The 21,808-nt window shown below is 27.6% G+C and carries 19 protein-coding genes; 14 read left to right on the top strand and 5 right to left on the bottom strand.

Features of this window, described 5'->3' with window-relative positions:
* Positions 1-23 precede the first annotated feature (23 nt).
* Together EXC51_RS00400 and EXC51_RS00395 are read right to left on the bottom strand one after the other, a co-directional pair.
* Positions 24-2,387, bottom strand: coding sequence for a DEAD/DEAH box helicase (locus tag EXC51_RS00400; RefSeq protein ID WP_165001805.1), 2,364 nt, complete (start codon positions 2,385-2,387; stop codon positions 24-26).
* Positions 2,374-4,077 carry a site-specific DNA-methyltransferase gene (locus EXC51_RS00395; RefSeq protein ID WP_223211639.1) on the bottom strand — a complete coding sequence of 568 codons (1,704 nt, stop codon included), beginning with the start codon at positions 4,075-4,077 and terminating at the stop codon, positions 2,374-2,376. Before EXC51_RS00395 ends, EXC51_RS00400 begins: the two co-directional genes overlap by 14 nt.
* A gap of 249 nt (positions 4,078-4,326) precedes the next feature.
* Here EXC51_RS00395 and EXC51_RS00390 point away from each other — a divergent pair, with 249 nt between their 5' ends.
* Together EXC51_RS00390 and EXC51_RS00385 are read left to right on the top strand one after the other, a co-directional pair.
* Entirely contained in the window at positions 4,327-6,213 is a 1,887-nt protein-coding gene (locus EXC51_RS00390) for an McrB family protein (RefSeq protein WP_129620012.1), read from the top strand.
* A gap of 11 nt (positions 6,214-6,224) precedes the next feature.
* A complete protein-coding gene (locus tag EXC51_RS00385; RefSeq protein WP_129620011.1) occupies positions 6,225-7,502 on the top strand; it encodes an LlaJI family restriction endonuclease in 1,278 nt (425 codons plus the stop codon).
* A 101-nt stretch (positions 7,503-7,603) separates the two neighbouring features.
* Here the strand turns inward: EXC51_RS00385 and EXC51_RS00380 are convergent, their stop codons facing one another.
* A complete protein-coding gene (locus tag EXC51_RS00380; RefSeq protein WP_129620010.1) occupies positions 7,604-8,368 on the bottom strand; it encodes a MurR/RpiR family transcriptional regulator in 765 nt (254 codons plus the stop codon).
* Between the two features lie 130 nt (positions 8,369-8,498).
* On the opposite strand from EXC51_RS00380, the gene EXC51_RS00375 reads away from it, so the two are divergent.
* From EXC51_RS00375 to EXC51_RS00325, 11 genes are all read left to right on the top strand, one after another.
* On the top strand, positions 8,499-9,584 hold the full coding sequence (locus EXC51_RS00375) for an N-acetylmuramoyl-L-alanine amidase-like domain-containing protein (protein WP_129620009.1): 1,086 nt from the start codon (positions 8,499-8,501) through the stop codon (positions 9,582-9,584).
* Positions 9,585-9,586: 2 nt separating this feature from the next.
* Entirely contained in the window at positions 9,587-10,462 is an 876-nt protein-coding gene (locus EXC51_RS00370; RefSeq protein WP_129620008.1) for an N-acetylmuramic acid 6-phosphate etherase, read from the top strand.
* Positions 10,452-10,796 carry a PTS lactose/cellobiose transporter subunit IIA gene (locus tag EXC51_RS00365; protein ID WP_165001804.1) on the top strand — a complete coding sequence of 115 codons (345 nt, stop codon included), beginning with the start codon at positions 10,452-10,454 and terminating at the stop codon, positions 10,794-10,796. Before EXC51_RS00370 ends, EXC51_RS00365 begins: the two co-directional genes overlap by 11 nt.
* Positions 10,783-11,325 (top strand): hypothetical protein, encoded by a 543-nt coding sequence (locus tag EXC51_RS00360; RefSeq protein WP_129620006.1) that lies wholly within the window; start codon positions 10,783-10,785, stop codon positions 11,323-11,325. The genes EXC51_RS00365 and EXC51_RS00360 overlap by 14 nt, the downstream gene beginning before the upstream one ends.
* Before the next feature lies 1 nt (position 11,326).
* Positions 11,327-11,635 carry a PTS sugar transporter subunit IIB gene (locus tag EXC51_RS00355; protein ID WP_129620005.1) on the top strand — a complete coding sequence of 103 codons (309 nt, stop codon included), beginning with the start codon at positions 11,327-11,329 and terminating at the stop codon, positions 11,633-11,635.
* Between the two features lies 1 nt (position 11,636).
* The gene (locus tag EXC51_RS00350) at positions 11,637-13,109 is read left to right on the top strand and encodes a PTS sugar transporter subunit IIC (protein WP_129620004.1); all 1,473 of its coding nucleotides are present in this window, start codon (positions 11,637-11,639) and stop codon (positions 13,107-13,109) included.
* Positions 13,110-13,131: 22 nt separating this feature from the next.
* On the top strand, positions 13,132-13,449 hold the full coding sequence (locus EXC51_RS00345) for a hypothetical protein (RefSeq protein ID WP_129620003.1): 318 nt from the start codon (positions 13,132-13,134) through the stop codon (positions 13,447-13,449).
* Positions 13,450-13,459: 10 nt separating this feature from the next.
* Positions 13,460-14,548, top strand: coding sequence for a DUF871 domain-containing protein (locus tag EXC51_RS00340; protein ID WP_129620002.1), 1,089 nt, complete (start codon positions 13,460-13,462; stop codon positions 14,546-14,548).
* Positions 14,532-15,233, top strand: a complete 702-nt coding sequence (locus tag EXC51_RS00335) for an anhydro-N-acetylmuramic acid kinase (RefSeq protein WP_129620001.1) — start codon at positions 14,532-14,534, stop codon at positions 15,231-15,233. The genes EXC51_RS00340 and EXC51_RS00335 overlap by 17 nt, the downstream gene beginning before the upstream one ends.
* Before the next feature lie 7 nt (positions 15,234-15,240).
* The gene (locus EXC51_RS00330; protein WP_129619975.1) at positions 15,241-16,869 is read left to right on the top strand and encodes an IS1634 family transposase; all 1,629 of its coding nucleotides are present in this window, start codon (positions 15,241-15,243) and stop codon (positions 16,867-16,869) included.
* A 79-nt stretch (positions 16,870-16,948) separates the two neighbouring features.
* A complete protein-coding gene (locus tag EXC51_RS00325) occupies positions 16,949-17,533 on the top strand; it encodes an anhydro-N-acetylmuramic acid kinase (RefSeq protein ID WP_129620000.1) in 585 nt (194 codons plus the stop codon).
* A gap of 61 nt (positions 17,534-17,594) precedes the next feature.
* Here EXC51_RS00325 and EXC51_RS04150 read toward each other — a convergent pair whose 3' ends face one another.
* Positions 17,595-17,747, bottom strand: coding sequence for a hypothetical protein (locus EXC51_RS04150; protein WP_165001803.1), 153 nt, complete (start codon positions 17,745-17,747; stop codon positions 17,595-17,597).
* 130 nt (positions 17,748-17,877) lie between these two features.
* A complete protein-coding gene (locus tag EXC51_RS00320; RefSeq protein WP_197722254.1) occupies positions 17,878-21,117 on the bottom strand; it encodes a type I restriction endonuclease subunit R in 3,240 nt (1,079 codons plus the stop codon).
* A 253-nt stretch (positions 21,118-21,370) separates the two neighbouring features.
* Between EXC51_RS00320 and EXC51_RS00315 the strand changes: the two genes are divergently transcribed.
* The gene (locus EXC51_RS00315) at positions 21,371-21,808 is read left to right on the top strand and encodes an RpiB/LacA/LacB family sugar-phosphate isomerase (RefSeq protein WP_129619999.1); all 438 of its coding nucleotides are present in this window, start codon (positions 21,371-21,373) and stop codon (positions 21,806-21,808) included.

Raw genomic sequence — 21,808 nt, 5'->3', positions numbered from 1 at the left:
AGGTATTTTCTTTAATTAATTTGTTATTGATCTAAGCTTACATTTTTGATAATATCATTTAAAAAGCTGCTAAGAGAATCATATTGATCAATTTTATCATTAATTGCTTTAATTGTCGACATTCCATTAAATTCATCTCCCTCAGGTTTAAAGACAACTAATGTAAAAGAATCTTTGATAAGTTTTAATTCTTTTTCGTATAAGAATTGTTTATACCCCTCGATTATCTTTTCTGTTTTCTTAATGTCATAATCATCGTTAGCACCTTTTACTTCAATTGCAACAAAATGGTCTTTGATTTTGAGAATATAATCCGGGAATGATTTTCTGATATCTTTTGTTGAGCCATCGATATATTCAAAGTAGATTCCAGTATGCACTGGGTTGATAGCTCATGTTACAATTGACTCTGATTCAATCACTCTTTTATCTAAAAACTTTTTAAATTTATTTAAGAAGTTTTTTTCATTATCTGAAGTATAAATAAGAAACTTATCTTCTTTATTCACATTTCCATTATGCTTTTCATTTTTTGATAAATGTGAACTTTCATATGCGGATTTAAGGTTTAAAGCTTCTTGAAGTTGAAGTTTAAATATACCTTTATTTGATTTATAATCATCTTTTTCTATTGAGAAAAAATCAGGTAGTTTTGATTTGATGATTTTATAATCAACTCCAATATTAGCTTTATATTTATCTTCTTGGAAACTTCAGTATACTTTTCTAATTTCGCTGCTTTTTAGAGTGAAAAATGCATAAGCAACTAATTCGTAACTAAAGTTAAGTTCTTTTGAGATCTGTTTTAATTTATCTAAAACTGCAGCTTTAACTTTTTCGTTTCAGTAATTTTTTTGCTTGTCAATTAAATCTTCATTAGCTAAAGCAAGATCGATTATATTGAAAATAGCTTTATCAATAATTTTTTTATTGGTATTTAAAAGCTTTTCACTTTCATAAATAATTTTGCCTTTTGTTTCATATTCTTGCATAAGTAAGTCGCATTTTTCTTCAAGTTGGGTTTTACTTACAAGTTCTAATATTTTGTTTTGAAATTCCACTGATCTTTTAAAATCATAATATTGATTTTTATCAATAATACCTGATATAAATTCAGTATTTTTATACTCTTTTTTAAGTGAAAAAGAAGCATAAAGCTCAATTGAAGGAACTTTAGAATAAGAATAAATATAGTAAGAAAAAACAGGGTTTTTCAAGTCCCAATTTTCAATGTTAGTATCTTTTACCGCGGGATTTCTTTTGATTCTTCCAACAGTTTGAATGCTTAATGTTTCCGAAGAAACATTTCTAAGTTGCACAAGCATACAAGCTCTAGGGATATCTCAACCCACTGAAGGACCAACTTTAAAAATAATTACATCAACATCAGAACTATTTCTTGAGATTTTTTCAAGTGAAACTTCTTCTCTACCACTGGAATCTTTTTTATCATCAGAAAAATATGTAACTCAGTTTAAGTGATATTTATTAAGAATTGTTTTAATTTCTTGAATTCTTTTTTCAAACTCTTCCTGGTTTTCTTTGGTTTTATTTTCGACTTGAATTAGCATTGCTGGATTAATACCTTTAAGCCCATATTTGTTATCTTTATCTACATAAGCTTTCTTGATTTCTTTGAATTTTTCACAAGCTTTTTCAAGTAATTGATTATTTTCAATTTCCTCTTCTTCTAATTCGTCTATTCCTTTGTTGTAAATAAGATTTTCTTTTAATAATTTTGTGGTATCTTGCTTCAATTCATCTTCCGTAATTTCTACAATAATTGAATTGTCAATATTTTTAGGAGTAGCAGTCATTTCAATGTAAAAACGAGCTGCTTCTTTTAATTTATCATTAGCTTTTTCAATATCATTAATTAATGATTTAGTTTCATTAGCTCGATGTGCTTCATCACGAATGTAAATAAGTTCAGTATCTATTGAGTTTTTAATATTATCTAAAAAAGTATCTAAAATTCCTTCTTCGGTAAAAATTCTACCTTTCCCAAAAGAAGCAAGCCCAAAAATCAAAAGACCACCATTATGCATAACTGGGATATTTGCTGAATAATCTTTTACTTTTATTCCTATTTTTGAGGATGAAGGAGAAACAACGTGCTTGATTTCAAAATTGTTATTTAAGTAAGGTAAATACTTGGTTATATGTGTTTCTAATTGTTGTGGAAGCGAAGCGTCAGAAATAGTTGCTAGCACAAAAATTAACTTTTTACCATTGCTTTCACTAATTATTCTGTCAATTACATTAGAAATCATAAAAGTTTTACCAGCACCAGTTGGTGCTTTAAATATTACTTTGTTTTTGGATGAAAGATCAAAAGAATTAGCAATTTCATTTACAGCTCTTTCTTGAACATTAGTTAGTTTCATTTTGATCCTCATCATTTTTTAATGAATAAAGTTGTTTTAAATAATAAAGAATTCTTTCATTATCATCTTTTTCATCTAAATTAACATTAGCTAACTCTTGCATTTCTTTAATAAATAATTCAGTTTTTTCCTCTAAGTTATTGTTTATATCAATTGAGAATTGTTTAGTTTCATAAACTTTTAAAGGCACTTGATAAGGCTCGTTTTTATCTAATCATTTGAAGTTTACGTTTCCATCAGTGCTTTTTCCTAATGAAATTCTATGTAATCTTTCATAAGTAACATTTTTGCCAATACCATTTTCATTATTAGTAACTAGTGTCACACTTCTATTCCCGCCATCTTCTCTATTTAAATCTCAAACAGCATGAGCAGTTGTTCCAGAACCTGCAAAAAAATCAAGAACACGAGCATTTTTGTTATTAACTAATTTAATTAAGAATTTTATTAAAGAAGTAGGTTTTGGTGTTGAAAAAGTATCATTATTTAATATTTGTTCTAATTGTTTTCTTGCTTTAGAAAAACTATCTACATAGTTAAAATAATCTATAAAAGATGAAGATTTTTCAAAATCGTTTATACTAGGTTTTTCAAAAGACATTGCTAAATTTGAAAATACTTTATTTTTATCATATTCATTTTCATACACTTTTATTCTTGGAACGTTATTTCCACTAAAAAATAAAGGGACTTCACCTTTTAAAAATTCTTCTTTTGAAAATCTTCAAGTTCTTCTTATTGTGTTTCCATTTGGTAATTGTAAATCGAATGTATTTTCATTATTTTCATTCAATTTATAAGTAGCATTAGTGCTAATTCAAGGGCCTTTTGGATCATTGTCGATGTTTTCAAAAGTAATAATTTCATTTTCTTTTTTTGAAAATTCTTTTAATTTTTCCTTGTTTTTAGCATAACATAAAATGTACTCTAAATCATTTCTTACATACTTAAAACGCTTCATAGCACTATTATTTGTTTGTCATAAAAATATAGTTACAAAATTCTCTTCTCCGAAAATTTCATCCATTAGAACTTTTAAGTATGCTTGTTCTGCATCATCAATTGATACAAAAATTACACCATCCTCTTTGAGAATAGTTCTAGATTTCACAAATCTTTCTCTAATCATATTAAGTCAACCGTTGCGAGAAAATTTGTCACGGTAAATAAATTTTGAAGCAGACATATCATCTTTGTCATTAGCTAGGTTGTTACCATCTTTTTGTGTAGCTTCAGTATTGTAAGGAGGATCAAGGTAGATTACATCGTAGTTAAATTCAAGGCCCGCTCTCTCTCTCTCTCTCTCTCTCTCTATTGCTCTTAAATTATTTAAAACATCGAAGTTTTCACCGATGATTAAAATGTCTTTTTCTTTTGAACTGTTAAGCTCAAGTTTTTCAGTTCCAAAAGAAAGTTCTTTGTTTTCTTTAAGTAAAGTAATGAATTTGTTTGTAGTTGTTGGTGTTGGGGCAACATCAAAAGCAAATCCAATTTTAATTCTTTGAATTAATAATTGATAAATGTTTTGAACATCATCTTCTTTTGCGTTTTCAATAATTGTTTTACAAAGTTCTTTTTGATCTTCGTTAAATATACTTGTAGATAGACTATCTATCTTTTCTAAATATTGTTCTTTAAGTGATTTTTCTATGTTTTCATTAAACATTGAAGTGTTTAAATCTTTTTGCATTTTAATCCTCCTTTAATATGCTTCTTAAATTATATTAGATTTAAAAAGAATTAGCTTTTATATCTGTTTTTTTGGAGTGTAAAAACATTCAATAAATACTTGTTTTTTACTAAAAACAAGTAGTATAAGTGAAAAAATATTATTAAAAAGACAAATATTATTTGACAATAAATCGATGCTGATAAAATTAAATAAAGAGATAAAAATAACTTTTTTAAATCTTGATTCCTAAAAAGTAAGAGGTAAAAAATGAGTAGTAAGAAAGAAATAATCCAAATTAATAAAATAAAAGATTATTTATCTCAAAAATCGAAAATAGAAGAAGATGCAATTCGTAAAATAACTGAAATAGATTGAGAAAATGTGAAATCATTTTATGAAAAAATTCAATCTAATTTTAAACCACACAAATTAGAGAAAATGTCAAGTGAAGAGTTATTGTATAAACTCTTTCATGAAACCAAGGGAAGAAAAGAAAATTTAATGTACTTTCTAGAGTATTATGGTGAAATATATAAAAAACCCATTAATAAAAAACCTATAGATTATATGAATGAATTTTTTGGCAGTATAAAAGGAAGCTTTGCTGACAAAGCACAGCCTTTACAAATAATCAAAAGTAAAGATAAAAAAGAAATTATTTTCACTCGTTTTAAAAAAGAAATTACTAAAGAAGAAGCTATACAAATAACAAATGATGTTCATTTGTTTCTTAAGAAAGTTTATGAGAAAAGTAGCAACTATAATAATTACAATTTAAACAACATTGATGAATGCATTGAATTTACAAAGCAAATTTACAATTCTATAAAAGAACATAAAACTTGAAAATTTAATGAAAATGGATGACCATTTAGTCTATTCGAAAGAGTTTGATTTAGAAAATATATCCACGTTATGTTTCCTAATATATTTTCTCCATATTACAATGATAACTGGTCAAAATACATTTTAGATATTCTCTTTGGTGATGAAGCAAATAAATGACAAGAGCAAGAGAAATTTAGTAAAGAAGAGAAAGAAGAAATCAGTTTTATGGTTAATTCAATACTAATAACCAATAAAATCAAAAGTGAATTTAATTTAAAAAATTATGAATTTATTTATTGCATATCTAATATGGATAATGAAAAAGAGAAAAATTATGTATATGTAAATAAAAAGGGTAAAGAAAATATGGCACAAACCAAAGAAAATAAAAATAACACAAATAAAACAGGTGTAAATATCATCTACTATGGTGCACCTGGTGTTGGTAAATCGTACAAAGTTCAAAAAGAATATGATTTAGATAACAAAGATAAGCAAGTTAGTTTTGAAAGAGTTGTTTTTCACCCGGAATATAGCTATGGAGATTTTGTAGGTCAAATCAAACCTGATATTAAAGAAGAAAATGGAAATCACTTAATTACATATAAATTTGAATCTGGTCCTTTTACTAAAATTCTAAAAAAAGCAATTGAAGATCAAGAAAATCACCACTACTTAATTATTGAAGAAATTAATCGCGGGAATGCACATTCTATTTTTGGTGATCTTTTCCAACTTTTAGATAGAGATGAAAGTGGAGAAAGTGAATATGAAATAACAAATACAGATATTGCTAAGGAAGTGTATCAAGACAAAAATCAGAAGATTAAAATACCTTCTAATCTTACTATTATTGCCACAATGAATACTTCTGATCAAAATGTTTATACTTTAGATACTGCCTTTCAAAGACGTTGGGAAATGAAGCATATTTCTAATGAATTTACAAAAGAGGAAAAGGAAGAAGAGCTTAAAAATTCTCAAATATTTGATACAGATGTTTCTTGAGGTGATTTTCTAGAAGTGATTAATGGTTACATTTTAGATAATTCAAGCCATATGAGTTCTTTAGAAGATAAAAGAATTGGTAAATACTTCATAAACAAAAACGATTTAAATAAGAAAAGAATTCATTACTTTGCTCATAAAGTTCTTAAATATTTATGAGATGATGCTTTTAAATTAAGTAGAGAAAGTGTGTTTAAAGATGAATTTAAGAGCTTAGATTCAGTTATAAAGACATTTGTAGACGATAAGAACTCAGGTAAAGAAAGATTTAAGAGTATTTTCAATGTCGAAGTTCAAAATAAATTAAGTTCTAAATAAGATAATAAATAATGAGTCAAGATACAACAAGTCAAAAAGAGCTTGAAATTCAAGTGGTAAATAGTAATGAATTAAATGGTTTTGTAGGTCTATGAAAAAAAGATAACACTCTCACAGTTTCATTTCCTATTGGTTACAATCTTAAAGACATAAATTTAAAAGGTGAAGAATCTAAAATAATAGAAATTAAAAAGTTGTTAAAATGTCTTAAATTTTTAAACAGAGCGCAAGAACAAACGCTTTCCAAAGATCAAGAAAATTCATCTAAAAATTTATTTTTCCCATTAAGTTCTTTTTTATATGTTTTAGAACAATTTTTGATAAGCAACAAGAAATATCTACATGAAGAAGATATTATCATTACACATTATAATGGCGGAAAAATTGATTTTAAAAAGACAATTCAAATTGAAAGACCAGTTATTTCTGGTAACAATTTAATCTATTTAAATCTTTTGCATCGAAAAAACGTGAAAAATCATAAAGAATTAATTACAAAGATTCATAAATATTGTGTTTATGAAGCAATTAGAAACCTTGGTTGATTTTACAATGTTTCTTTATCAGTTATAGAAAAACCCAATGTGAAATTTCACAAATCTTTATTCAAATCTTGCTTACAACAAAAGCTTTCGAAAACACAAAAAGATAATGAAATTGTTTTATTAAAATGCATGCTTAATATAATCGAAAACTATGATGAAGAAAACAAATCTCATTGAGTTTACGGAACAAAAGAATTTGAATACATTTGAGAAAGAATGATTCAAAGTGCTTTTGATAATTATGAAGAATCCACAAAAGAAGAATTAAAACCCAAATCACTTTGAACAATAGAAAAACCTGAGGAAAAACGAGAATTAGCAAGCTCTTTAATACCTGATTCGATAATGTCTTCTGAAGGTAAATGATATATTTTAGATGCAAAGTACTACAAATATGGAATTGATCCAAGTAAAAGGTCAAATGCTCTTCCGCAAACAAGTGATATTGTCAAGCAAATAGCTTATGGGGAATATATTTGTCACAAAAAGAAATTAGATGCCAAAAATGTTTTTAATGCTTTTTTAATTCCTTTTGATTCACGAAATGAATGTTTTAATTCAAACGATAATTTCTTTTATATAGGAAAATCAGGTATAAAAGATTTCGAAAGTTCTAAACCTTATGAGCAAGTTCATGCAATTTTAATTGATATAAAATGATTAATTGAAAATTATGATAAAACAGATGATTCCACAAGAAATGACTTAGCTAATTTAATTAAATCAAACACAATAATTAAATAACAAAAAGAGCAAGATGTATTGTATCTTGCTTTTATTTTATGGTGTTAAATTAAGTGAATTATTAAGGCCTAATTTAGACTTATTAACCTATTTTATAGGTATTAACGGTATGAGGAAAGTTCAAGATTTTCTTGGTTTTTTTGGTTCTTTTGAAGTTCGATAAAAATTTTGTAATAAATTTCGACAGCAAAAATTTTAGATTGCATTGTAAATACCCTAAGAGCATCTTGTCTTTCATTAGTTTTAATATGGAAAAAGAATTTTACCTTATCTTTTACTTCGGGAGGCATTCATGAAGAAACCACAATAACTGCGGCTTTAGTATGCTTTACAATATCGATCATTCATTTGTGTTGAAACGATACAGAATTAACAATAATAACATCTTTTTCAGTAAGTAGTTTTGAAAGACCGATTTGCTCATATTTATTTCAAACAACTATAGCGTTTTTGTCCATTCTTAGCAACTTAAGTTGAAAGTCGATATTAGTGCTTAAAGCCCCAGAAACACCGATAAATAGAATTTTACGACTATTATCAATAATTCTAGCTGCTAGTTTAATTTTGTTATCACTATCTTTTTTAGATAGCTTTTTCTTTTTGTAGTTTTCTAAAATTTGCTCATGCATAAAAATGAGCTCTTTAACATTTGAAAACCCCATTTTTTTACAAAAAGCCGTAAAAGTAGAAGGGCTAATTCCGTTTTTATCGCAAAAATCAATTGCTTTTTCAATTGGTTTTAAATCTTTAATGTATTTTAAGATCTTACATGCAATGTGTTTGTTAATTGTTTCCTTTTGATTACTTTGATCAATAAGTTTGTCATAAAAGATCTCAAAATTTGTAGTTTTACTTCGCTTTACCATATCAAAATTATAAAATATTTCACAAAATATTAAATATAACACAAATTTTTTTGAAATTTTTGATAACCAAAAAATAAAATTAAAGTAGGGAAATAATAAAAATCCCGGATATTTTAATTAAGGAGAAAAGATGAAAATCGGTAAATTCTTGCTTTTAGGAGCTAGTGTCATTCCTGCTTTATCCATAATTAGTTGTAATAGTAAAACTAATGAAAAAGCTCTAATTGAAAAACTAGAAACTGAAAATTTAAATCTTAAGGATATCTCTGCTGAAAAAACTAAAGTAGAAAAAGTAAATGAAGATTTAAATAAACAGATTAAATCAAAAGATTCAACTCTTGCATATTTTAGTGGCTTTTTAAAAACTGAAAATCCACTTTTAACTAATGCAGCAACCATTTCAAAAGTTAATAAAATCATTGCTGCTAGAAATACTTTCAATCAAGCTAGCGATAAATCAGTTAATGAACTTGTTTCATTTATTAGTGACAAGTTCTTAAATGATCCATATGTAGCTGATCGGCTAATTGGAAATAACGAGAATAAAGAAGTATTAGTAGCTGATTTTACAGGTCTAGATTGCTTTACATATTTAGATTATGTTAATGCACTTTTATATGCTACTGATTATAGTAGTTTCTTAGATGCTTTAGTAAGCACTAGATACAATAATTCAGAAGTAACTTATGCAAATAGAAAACACTTTTTCACTGATTGGGAACATGGAAATCCAATTGTGAAAAACTTAGTTACTGAACAAGTTTTAGGTACTGAAAATGCAGACAAAATTATCACTATTGATTTTGTTAAAAATGGTAAGCCAAATAAAGAAAATCCTGCTCAAAGAGATTCAGTACTTGTTGGAGTTGAACAAGAAAATAGAACAGTTAAATATTTAGATGTTAAAGCTGTTAGTGATGAATTTTTAGCTAAATACTTTAAAGATGGTGATTTAATTATGCTTGCAGCGCCTGCTAACTTAAATAGCTGATTAGACGTAACTCACTGTGGATATTTAATCTTTAAAGAAGAAAATGGAGTTAAAAAAGCATACTACAGAAACGCTTCAAGTGCAAAAGTTAATATGAAAGTTGTTGATACTCCACTTGTTGAATATCTTACAGATCGAAACTTTGATACAAAAAATAATAAACCATACGATGTACCAAAAGTGCCAGGTATCTTACTTTATAGAACCTTAGAAAGAAACAATTAGTTATGAAAATGAACAAAATTGCAAGCTTAAAAACTGAGCAGCGCAACAAACGAACTTTCAATTTTTCCAAGTTAGATACTATCTCAATGGTTGAAACAATTGCATTAGAAGATTCAATCATTCTAACTGAAGTGCAAAAAAATAAGGTAAAAATTGCTAAATTAATTAATTCTGCTTACAAAGCTTTAAAAAATGGTGGAAGAATCGTTTATATTGGAGCTGGAACTAGCGGAAGAATTGGGATGCTTGATGCATCAGAAATTTATCCAACTTACGGAGTAAAAGGTAAAATTATTGCATTAATTGCTGGAGGAAAACAAGCTTTTTATGAACCAATTGAAGGTGCTGAAGATAATAAAGAGCAAGCTAGAGAAGATCTAAAAGCAGTTAATTTAAACAAAAATGACATTTTAGTAGGGCTAACAGCTTCTGGTAGAACCCCTTATGTAATTGCAGCTCTTGATTATGCTAAGCAAATTGGATGCAAAAATGCTTTAATTTGTAATTCGCTTTCAAAAGAAAATAAATTAGATGTTGATCATTTAATTTTCCTAAATACTGGAGCTGAAGTTATTACAGGTTCAACACGAATGAAAGCCGGAACATCACAAAAAATGATTTGCAATATTTTATCAACTGCAGTAATGACTAAGCTTGGATATGTGCGTGGCAATTATATGATTAATGTAATTCCTTCAAATCAAAAGCTAGAGCAAAGATGTAAAAATATGATTCAAGAAATTACAAATGCTTCTAACGAAGAAATTGAAGAGGTATTTAGTCAAACCAAAAATGTTCAAATGGCACTTTATATGTTAGAAGATAGTCTTTCATTATCTGATGCAAGAAAAAAATACGAGGAAAAATATGGAAAATAATATTGAACAGTTATGCTTTGAACTTATTTCTTTTAGCGGTGAAGCTAAAAATTGTTTCTTAGAAGCTATTGATTTAGCTTTCGATGAAAAACTTGAGCAAGCTAAAGAAAAAGTCAAGGAAGGAAAAAAGTTTCTCAAAAATACTCACAATGCTCATTCAAATTTACTTACAGCTAGTTTAAATGGGCAAATTCAAAACGAGTCAGTTTTAATTATGCACTCTGAAGATCAATTTATGTCAGCTGAAAATGCTTTAGTAATGGCTGAAAAAATGATCAAATTAGTTGAAAAATTAACTGACAAATACAAAGAAGGTAAAAATGAAAAAAACTAGAGTTAGCTCTGTTATAGGTCTAAGTATTCTAGTTGCAATTCTTTCAATTATTGAAACACTTGCATTTATACCAAAGATAATGCAAAAAAGCAAATCTGAAATTGCAACAGTTAGCCTTAACTATTCTGACATTAATTTTATAATGACAGTTTTATTAATGTCAATTCTTATTTTTGTTTCCATTGTTTTATTGGCAAAAGATTTTTACCAAAAACGTAAAAATGGACAAAAATTACTTGGTGATAACCCAATTAAATATATTTTCACCTTAACAACATTTATTATCTCATTTGCTTTACTTTTACATACATCAATTGCTTATTCAGTATTTAATGATGACCTTATGCAATTATCAGCAAATAATACTGTTTTTAGAGGTGAAGCTTATGATGTAGCAATGGCTCAAAATAATGCCATTAAATATACTCTTCTTAGTCTTGTTTTTGTACAAGCTGCCAACATTTTAGTATATTTAGTTTATGTATTTGCTAAAAAAGCAATAGCAAGCAAAAAATTAAAAGAGGTGTAAGATGAAAGTATTACTTATTTGTTCAGGAGGAATGTCAACTCAAATTTTAATTTCTTCACTCGAAAGAGAAGCAAGTAAATTAAATTTGGACAATTTTAGTGCCAAAGCCATTGGGACTAATGAAATTGAAGAATTTGAAGGTGATTTTGACATTGTTTTAGTCGCTCCGCAAATTAAACACAAATATAGCCAAATCGAAGAATTTGCAGCTGCAAAAAACAAAAAGATTTACCAAATTCAAATCACTGAATATTCACCAATTGGTGCATCCAAATTAATTCAAAATATTTTAAAAACAATGGAGTCATAAAATGGAAAAAACCAAAAAAAGTTATGGTCTTTCATTTATGAAATGAGTCGAAAGAACATTTATGCCTATTATTTCCAAATTAGGTGAAAATCGTTATATCGATGCAATTCGCAATGGAATGATCTCAATTATTCCTATTTTATTAATAGGTTCATTATTCTTAATCCTTTTCTTTTTCCCAATTGGTAAAGAAAGTGGACAAACTTTCGGGCAAGCTGTTTTAATGAAAACCGAAGCTGGAAAAAAATGAGCATCATTTTTAATGCTTCCATATAGATTAACATACCCAATGTTAGGATTTTTTGCAGTTCTTGGAATTGCTCGTTCTCTTAGCAAAAGCTACAAATTAGATGATCAACAAGGTGTTTTAATTGCACTTATTGGTTATTTAATTTCAATTATCGGACCAACATATACTGGAATTGGTAACCCAACTATTTCAACTGCTTCTTTTGGATCAGCCACAATTTTTGGTGGAATTGTAGTTTCAATTCTTTCAATTGAAATCTTTAGATTATGTGTTAAATACAACATCATAATTAAAATGCCTAAATCAGTTCCACAATCAGTAGCAAAACCTTTTAATGCATTAATCCCTATGATTTTTGTTATTTTACCCGCTACTTTCTTATTCTACTTTTTAAAATTCAATATTCACTCATATGTTAACTTCATCCTTTCTCCACTTCAAACTTTATTTGGAAAAAGTAATTACTTTGGATTCTTAATTGTAGTGTTATTTGTTATGATTCTTTGAATCGCAGGTATTCATGGAATGTCAATTATCGGAGCTCTTGCTCGTCCATTTTGATTGATTGCAATCGATCAAAACAGTGAACTTTTAACTAACTTAAAAGTAAGTATGCTTTATGCAAAAGATGGTGCTAACATTTTAGTTGAACCATTTTTCCAATGATTCGTATGAATCGGGGGAGCTGGAGCTACCTTAGGACTTATTATTGTAATGCTCCTTTTTGCTAAATCAAAATACATTCGTTCAGTTACTTATCCATCAGTACTTCCGGGGATTTTCAATATCAATGAACCAATTATCTTTGGATACCCACTTGTTCTTAACCCATTTTTAGCTCTTCCTGCTATTCTTTCACCAATTGTAATGGGAACTGTTACATTTATCTTAATGAAACTTAATTTAATTGCAATTCCAGTGCAAACTGTTGGTTGAACTCTTCCTACTTTCTTTGGAGCACTTCTTTCAACAGGTCTTGATTGAAAAGCTGGTGTGCTTACCTTTGTTTTAATTTTTATTTCATGCCTTATTTGATACCCATTTGCAATTGCTTATGATAAAAAACTTCTTAAAGAAGAAATTGAAATGGAAATTGAAACTAGAGTCGCTGAAGCTAAAAAACAAAACATTACCTTAGATGTAGATAAACTTAGAGAAGAAATTTCTAAAGAATTTCATTCTAGAACTATTTTCAAAAGAAAATTTTGAAAAAGAAAACAATAAATTTTAATTAAAAAGGATTTTTATGCAATGATGAGTTTTCCTGATTTTGATTGCTTGTGCCGCCTTTGCATATTTAATAACTAATAAAATCAACACGAGCTATCAAGTTCTTAAAAAACTTAAAATGTGATATGTTCTCCCTTTTCCCTTTATTGTATTTATTCTAGTTGGTGTGCCGCTTATAATTGCAAATGTTGATTTTAATATCACTTTTTATGCAGCAGGAATTCCATTTGTGCTTTGCCTTGGATTTTCTACAGCACTATTTTTAGAAAGATATAACATTTGAAGAGAGCAAAAACTTGCTAAAGCTAATCAGTACCAAAACAAACGCAAATAGAAAGGTTAATATGTTAGGAGTTTCAATTTACCCAGAAAAGCAGGATAAAAAAGAGATTTTAGATTATCTTGAAAAAGCTGCCAATTATGGCTTTAAACGTGTCTTTTCGTGTCTTTTATCGGTTAATGCCACCAAAGAAGAAGTTGTTAAAAGCTTTAAGGAAATTAATGATTTTGCAACAAGCAAAGGAATGGAAGTTATTTTAGATGTTAATCCTAGGGTCTTTGATAAATTAGGTGTATCTTATGATAATTTAGCTTTATTTAAGCAGATGGGAGCTACCGGAATTAGGTTAGATCTTGGGTTTGATGGCAAAAAAGAAGCTGCTATGACTTACAATAAAGAAAATTTAAAAATCGAAATTAATATCTCAAATGATAATAGTTATTTAGAAAACATTTTAGCTTACTTACCTAATTTAGATAATTTAATTGCTTCACATAATTTCTACCCACAAAAATACACTGGTCTTTCATTTGAATTTTTTGAACGCATTACTAAAAAATTCAAAGCACATAACATTAGAACAGCTGCTTTTGTTTCTTCACAAAATGCAACTGTTGGTCCTTGAGAATTAAGTCACGGACTTTGTTCACTTGAACTTTTAAGAGGTAAAAATGTAGCTAGTCAAGCTAAGTTTCTAATGAACCTAGGTTATATTGATGATATTATCATTGGTGATTCATTTGCAAGTGAAAAAGAGCTGAAAGAACTTTCAGAGCTTCAAAAAGGAATTGTGAATTTTAAGGTTCATTTAAATGAAAATAACTTAGAAATCGAAAATATAATCTTGCTTGAAAATGAACACTTTAGAAGAGGTGATACTAATGATTATAGTATTAGATCAACTCAAAGTAGAGTTAAATATAAAAAGGAACAAATTAAGCAAAATACCGAGCAAAAAGCGCTTAGAAAAGGTGATGTTGTTATTTGTAATGAAAACTATAAACAATATAAAGGTGAGCTTCAAATCATCTTAAAAGACCAAGAAAATGTGCTTTTAGGTAAAAATGTAGTAGCTAGAATTGATGAAGATGATTTATTTTTAATTGATCATATCAAACCATTTGGAAGGTTTACTTTTGGCAAGAAAAATTAATGCAATTGGTTTAATGTGCGGAACTAGTGTTGATGCTCTGGATGTAGCTTATGTAAGTATTTGAAGCTTTGATGGGCAAATCAAAATAGAGCTTAATAACTTTGAAATGTTCCCAATTGAAACGAGTTTAAGGGAGAAAATTTTCAAATCATTTAAAGATGATATTTCATCCAGATTTTTATGTTCGCTGAATTTTGAAATAGCTAATTTTTATGCTAAATGCATTAACCAGTTTATTAAAAAACACAAAATAGATAAAAAAGATGTTAATTTCATAGCTTCTCACGGACAAACGATTTACCATTTAATTGACCCAAGTGAAAGCGAAACTAAATCAACAATGCAACTTGGTGATATCAGCGTAATTGCTCAAAAAACACAAATTACTACAATTGGTGATTTTAGACCCGCTGATATGGCTAATGGCGGTCAAGGTGCTCCGCTTGTAACTATTTTTGATTGAGAAATTTGCAAAGATCTTAATAAAGTTAACTTACTTCAAAACATTGGTGGAATTTCTAATGTTACTGTTTTAAATCACAATTTTGAAGATGTTTTTGCTTTTGATCCTGAGTTTCCAAGTTGAGCCTATTTTTTAGGCTTATTTTTTATACATATATCAAAGATATATGACCTAAAGAAAAAAATGTTTTTTTACTTACATTACACACATAAAATGATATAATAAGAGCATGAGTTACAGTTTATGCAAGAAAAAACAAAATGGAAAATATTATTTAGTTTTAGCTATTTCTAAAGGTTTTAAAAAAGGTTATGGAAATCAGGTTGGTCTAGGATACTGAGAAGATATCAAAGAAAAGTATGGATTATCTTCAATTGAAGATATGAAAGAAATAGCAAAAAAAGTAGATACATCTTTAGATAAAGCTATTGCAAAAGAAGAATTTTTTAAATTATTAAAACCCACTTCTGTAAAAACAAGTATCCAAAATATTGGAGTTGATTTAATTTATAAAGTTATTAAAGAATTAGATTTATTTTCAGTATTGCCAAAAAGTAAACATAAATCGTTAGAAGAGGTTTTGGAATTTTTCATAGCAACTAGAATTATCCTTCCAAGAAGCTATATGTCACAATATAAAAATAAAAGCGATTTTATAAATGATATTAATGTTAAAAAATCATCAATATATAACTATCTTGATGTTATTTTTGAAAATAAGAACTCTGTTTTAGTCAATTTATTTCAAAAAATAAATGAATTTACAAATCGCAATAATAAAGTTATTCACTTCGATAACACAACAGTTTATTTTGAAAGCTTTACAAGAGAAGGGATGAGAAAAAACGGTTTTTCAAAAGACGGAAAACACAATGAAGATCAAGTAGTCATAGCAATGGCTGTAGACGAAAACGGAATACCAATACACTATAAAGTTTTCCCAGGTAACACGGCTGATGGTAAAACAATGTTATCCTTCGTTTTAGAACTTCAATCAATCTATAAAATAAAGGATATTACAATAGTTGCAGATCGTGGAATAAATAACAACGCAAACTTACGTTTCCTAGAACAAAAAGGAATTAAATATATATTCCAAAAAAGATTAGATACATTAAGTATTGGGATGAAAAAATTCATTCTTGAAGACAAACATTATGTTTTTAGAGATGAAATGTTTTGAAAAGAACAAATTGTTGAATCTGTTTGAAATAAAAATAGATTTAATGGTAAATACAGAAAATGATGTGTGTTTTTCAGTCCTGGGAAAAAGACTTTAGATAAATTAAAAAGAAATAATTTTATTGATAAATTGAATAAGAAAACTGTAAATGGAGAACTGCCACTTAGTTCTTTAGTTCCAGAATATAAAAAGAAATATATGGACATTGATGGCAAAACAGTGGGTAAATTAAATTGAGAGAAAATTAAGAAAAAAGAATCTGAAGATGGTTTTTACATTATTGAAACCAATATTCTAGATTTAACACCAGAAAAAGCTAATGAAATTTACAGAAAACAATGAAAAGTAGAAGAAAATTTCAGAACATTAAAATCTTCTTTACAAGTTAGACCTGTTTTTGTTCATAATGAACAGCATATACTTGCACATCTTTTATTATGTTTCATTGCTCTTGTTGTTTTAAAATACTGTCTTTATAAATTAAAGAAATATTATGAAATCAATGGAGAAATACAAAAAGTGACGTTAGATTTATTTGTGGATTCATTAAGAATGATGACTATAACAAAAAAAGAAGTAAATGGAAAAGTGGTACAAGAAATAATTAATGATTTGGATGAAAACCACAAAGAAAATATAAAAATTTATAAAGATTTCATCGCATGTATGAGTTAATTCTATGTGTGTAATTTTAAATGTAAAAAAACGAATACACCTTATTTATAGCTGTATTCGTTTTTTATAGTGTCTCAACTTGGAAACTCAGGATGTTTTTGCTTTTGATAATGGTCCAGGAAATGTTTTAATTGATTATACTGCTCAAATTTTATTTAACAAACCATATGATGCTGGTGGTGAATTTGCCTCTAGTGGAACAGTGCAAAACGAGATAATAAATTACCTCCTTAATGATCCATATTATAAAATTAAGCCTCCTAAAAGCACTGGAAGAGAAAAGTATACTAAAGCATTTATCAAAAAATTAATTGCAGATTTTCCTAATTATAATAAGTATGATCTAATTCGTTCTTTAACTTACTTTACTGCTTTAGCAATTGCTAATTCATACAAAGATTTTGTGTTTAAGAAAGACAAAAAATACCAAGTATTTATCTCGGGAGGTGGAGGTCATAACAAAGTATTAATGAAACATTTACAAGACCTTATTCCTGATGTAAAAGTTAATTTAATTGATGAACTTGGAATTAATTCTGATGCTAAAGAAGCAATGGCATTTGCTATTCTTGGATATCTTACATATAGCAAGAAGTCTTCAAATGTACCAAGTGCAACAGGTGCTAAAAGACCGGCAATTTTAGGAAAGATTGCTCCTTATTAAGTTACAAAATCCTTAAATAAAACGAATAACCCTAAAAGTAAAGGTTATTCGTTTTTATAAGCTATTTTTTATGAAATATTTGATCAAACTGAGAATCAATTTCTTTTTGTAGGTTTTTGTGATATATTTTGATAATTTGATCTTTTGTATTGTTGTATGAGATTTTTTCAATAGGCATTTTTTGAGTTTCTCTGTGATTGTTGCTAATTATCATTCTTCCAGTAAATATTTATTAAATTTTATTAAATAAAAGAAAAATTATTACGAAATAGAAATAACAAATAATTACTTTTATTTCATAATAATTTCTTAAAAATATAAGTCAAAATTTCTTAATTTATTAATTATTCACCATCTACAAGACCATAATATTTTCTGAAAATTTCAGAAAGTCTAAGGTATGCTTTTTCTTTTTTATGTCAACGATTTTCTTTAGCAGAATCATTAACTTGAAGTCATCCAGTACTTTGAATTACTCTTCCAAGGCCTGGACCTTCATATTTCATTTCACCATTGAGGAATGAATCTTTCATATATTCTTCAGTTTCATATTTTTTAAGATTTAATTCCTCAATAGCAATGTTTAATTCTTTTTCATATTCAGTTTTAGCGTGATCCCCTCACTTGTTGTTGATTTGATCTAAAATTTCTTCTAAATCTAACTGATCAACATCTTTAAGTAAACTAATTTTGTCAATGAATTTTAAAATAAGTTCTTTTTTATTTCTAAGAGTAGGGCTAGCCTCAACTTTAGATGCGATATCATTTTTAATTTGATCATCAATTTTTCTTTTTAATTCAATGTCTTTAGAAATAACTGCCAAAATGTAATCGATGTTAATTTCGTCTTGTTTAATAAGTTCGACAACAAACTCCACTTCATCTAAAATGCTTTCTTTTTGAGCTTCTCTATTTTTACGAGCTTCTTGCTCGATTCCAAGATAAAGCGATTCATAATCTTGAATCAAACGTTCGTCTAAAAAGGTATTTGCTTCCTTAGAAAATTCATCAAATGTTTTAAGAACATTTCTCATTTTAAGTATTTCATTAAAAGTTTGAACAAATTCTTTTTTGCTCTGATCTGATGAACTAACAAGGTGTAATAACTCAATTTTGCTTTGGTGATCATTAGAAAGAGGGAAATCTTTTTTGAGCTTATCAGTTAATTCACGATAACCTTTAACTATTTCATCTTTATTTGGATCGTGATAACCATCAATGTAATCTTTATAATCTTTTAATAAGATAATGTTTTTATTGCTTTCATCTCCGAAAAGGCGAATTGCTTCTTCAGTTTCAGCTGCAATGTTTCTAAATGTAACAATATTTCCGAAGGTTTTAATTGAGTTTAAAATCCTGTTAGTTCTTGAAAATGCTTGAATAAGTCCGTGTTGTCTTAAATTTTTATCAAGTCATAAAGTATTTAAAGTAGTTGAATCAAACCCAGTTAAAAACATATTAACAACAATTAAAAGATCGATTTGCTTGTTTTTCATTCTAAGTGAAACGTCTTTGTAATAGTTCATAAATCCTTCTTGCGAATCGATGTTAAATGAAGAAGCAAATTGCTTATTATAATCATTAATCGCTTCGCTTAAAAACTCTTTATCATTAGCTGAAAGGGTTTGGAAATGTGAAAAATCTTCATCATCAATGCTTCCGAATGTTCCATCATTTTCTTGGTTAGGATCATAGGTAAAAATAGTTGCTATTTTAAATTTTTCATTATTAGCTTCTTGGAGCTGTTTTCTGAATTCTAAGTAGTATTTACGGGCAAACTCAATGCTTTCAACTGCAAAAATTGAGTTAAATCCTTTGATTCTTTCAAGTTGCTTTACCACTTTGCTTTTTCTATTTTTAGCAATTTGCTCAGTGTTAGTGACAACATTAAATTCATAAGCTTTATCATTTTCACCACTCATTGTTTTTTGGTCAAAGTGATTTAAAATATATCCTACAATCTTAGATATTCTTTTTGGAGCAAGCCTAACTGCTTTTGTATCAATTTCGCGAACTAATTTGGATTCAATTTCATTTTCATTTTTAGCAACAACAGTTTTAACATAATCAATTTTAAATGGTAAAACAGTACCATCATCAATAGCATTAACAATAGTGTAAGTATGCAATCTGTCACCAAAAAGGGTATCAGTAGTAATTAAGTTTTTCTTTAAGTCCTTAAAGGTTGAATTGTTTTCAAAAATAGGAGTTCCGGTAAATCCAAAAAGGTGGTATTTTTTAAATTTATTTGTAATGATTTTGTGCATTTTTCCAAATTGAGAACGGTGGCATTCATCAAAAATAAATACCACATTTTCTTTATATGCAATTGAATTTGAATTATTTTTAACAAAGTTAGTAAGTTTTTGAATAGTTACAACAATAACTGCATTTTTATCTGATTCAAGAAGTTGTTTTAAATCATTTGATTTATTAACTCCGGTAGCAAATTCACCATCAAAACGTTGATATTCACGAATTGTTTGGTAATCTAAATCTCTTCTATCAACAACAAAAACAACTTTTTTAATGTCAGTAAGTTCTTCTTTTACGCGTTCTGCGGTTTTAAATGAAGTTAAAGTTTTCCCACTCCCTGTGGTGTGTCAAATATAACCACCAGCTCTATTAGTTCCTTGGGTTCCTTCAAAAGTTGAAGTTTTAATTTTTTGAATGATTTTTTCAACAGCTGTAATTTGATATGGACGCATAACTAAAAGAATTTTGTTTTCGTCAAATACACAATATTTAACAAGTAAGTTTAAAATAGTAATTTTGCTAAAAAATGAACGACCAAAAGCCATTAAATCAGAAATTTTATTGTTTTTCTCATCAGTTCAATATGAAGTGTATTCAAAAGATTTAATGTCTTTTCTAACAGTTTCATTGTCTTTAGCTTTACGGTGATTTGAGCCTTTTATAGCTAATTTTCTAGTAGTATTTGAATAATATTTAGTTTCAAAACCATTTGAAATAACGAAAATTTGAATAAAGTCAAAAAATCCATCTTCACTATCAAAGCTTTCTTTTTGGTATCTTTGAATTTGACCAAAAGCTTCCTTAATTGAAACACCCCTTCTTTTAAGTTCTAAATGCACAAGCGGAAGACCGTTAACTAAAATAGTTACGTCATAACGATTTTTGACATTCACAGCATTAGCTTGATATTGATGAATTACTTGAAGGTGATTTTTGTGAATGTGTTTTGTATCTAAAATTCAGATGTTTTTCTTTTCTCCATTATCTAAATCAACTGAAAAAACTCTATCTTTTTGAATCATTTGAGTTTTTTCTTCAACACCAGCTTTTGAATTAATTACTTGGTCATAAAAGTTTCTTCATTCTTTTTCACTTTTGAACTGATAATCATTTAATTTTTCAATGCATTTTCTAAAGTTAGCTTTTAAATCATCATTGTTTTTGATTTCTTTATATTCATAACCTTGATTAATTAAAAGTTGAATAAATTCTTTTTCAAGATCAGCTTCTGTTTGATATTTAGTTTCTCTTTTTGGGAGTTGCAATTCTAAAACATCAGCAACAACTGTTTTTTCGCTATCTTGCATAATTTTTTTATACTGTTGCATATTTGACCTCTCTTATTATGAAATTACATTAATAAAATTATACTAATAATTATTTTATAGCCCTAATTTGTTTGTTAAAAAGTCTCATAATTACTAAATTAATTTTCTAGTTTTTCAATTTTTGTATTTTCCACTTTAAATAGTGCACATAGTTAGATTCTGTTTGCTGCTTAATAAGATTTTACATCTTAGTTTTAAGCAAAATAAAGCAAATAAGTTATAATTTAATTAACATTTTTTAAAGGAGTTTATTATGAAAAAAGTTGTTGCTTTAGCAAGTGATCATGCTGGATTTTTACTTAAAGATGAACTTGCTAAATATGTTCAAAAATTAGGATATGAAGTTGTTGACTTAGGTCCTGAAACTGATCAAAAATCAGTAAGTTACGCTGAAAAAGGGAAAGAACTTGCAGAATATGTTTATCAAAACAAACCTGCTTTTGGAATTGGTGTTTGTGGAACAGGTCTTGGAATTTCTTATGCTTTAAATAGACATAAAGGAATTAGAGCCGCAAGAGTTACTTCGCTTGAAGATGCTCATTTAGCAAAACAACACAATGATGCTAATGTTCTTGTTTTTGGTGGAAGACAAATTGCTCCAGAACTTGCAGAGCAAATTGTTGATGAATACATCAAAACAGAATTTGAAGGTGGAAGACACATTCAAAGAATTGAAGAACTTGATAAATAA

It is taken from the genome of Mycoplasmopsis gallinacea (assembly GCF_900660495.1).
GTDB classification, from domain to species: Bacteria; Bacillota_I; Bacilli_A; order Mycoplasmatales; family Metamycoplasmataceae; genus Mycoplasmopsis; species Mycoplasmopsis gallinacea.
This window is presented reverse-complemented; position numbering and strand designations above follow the sequence as displayed.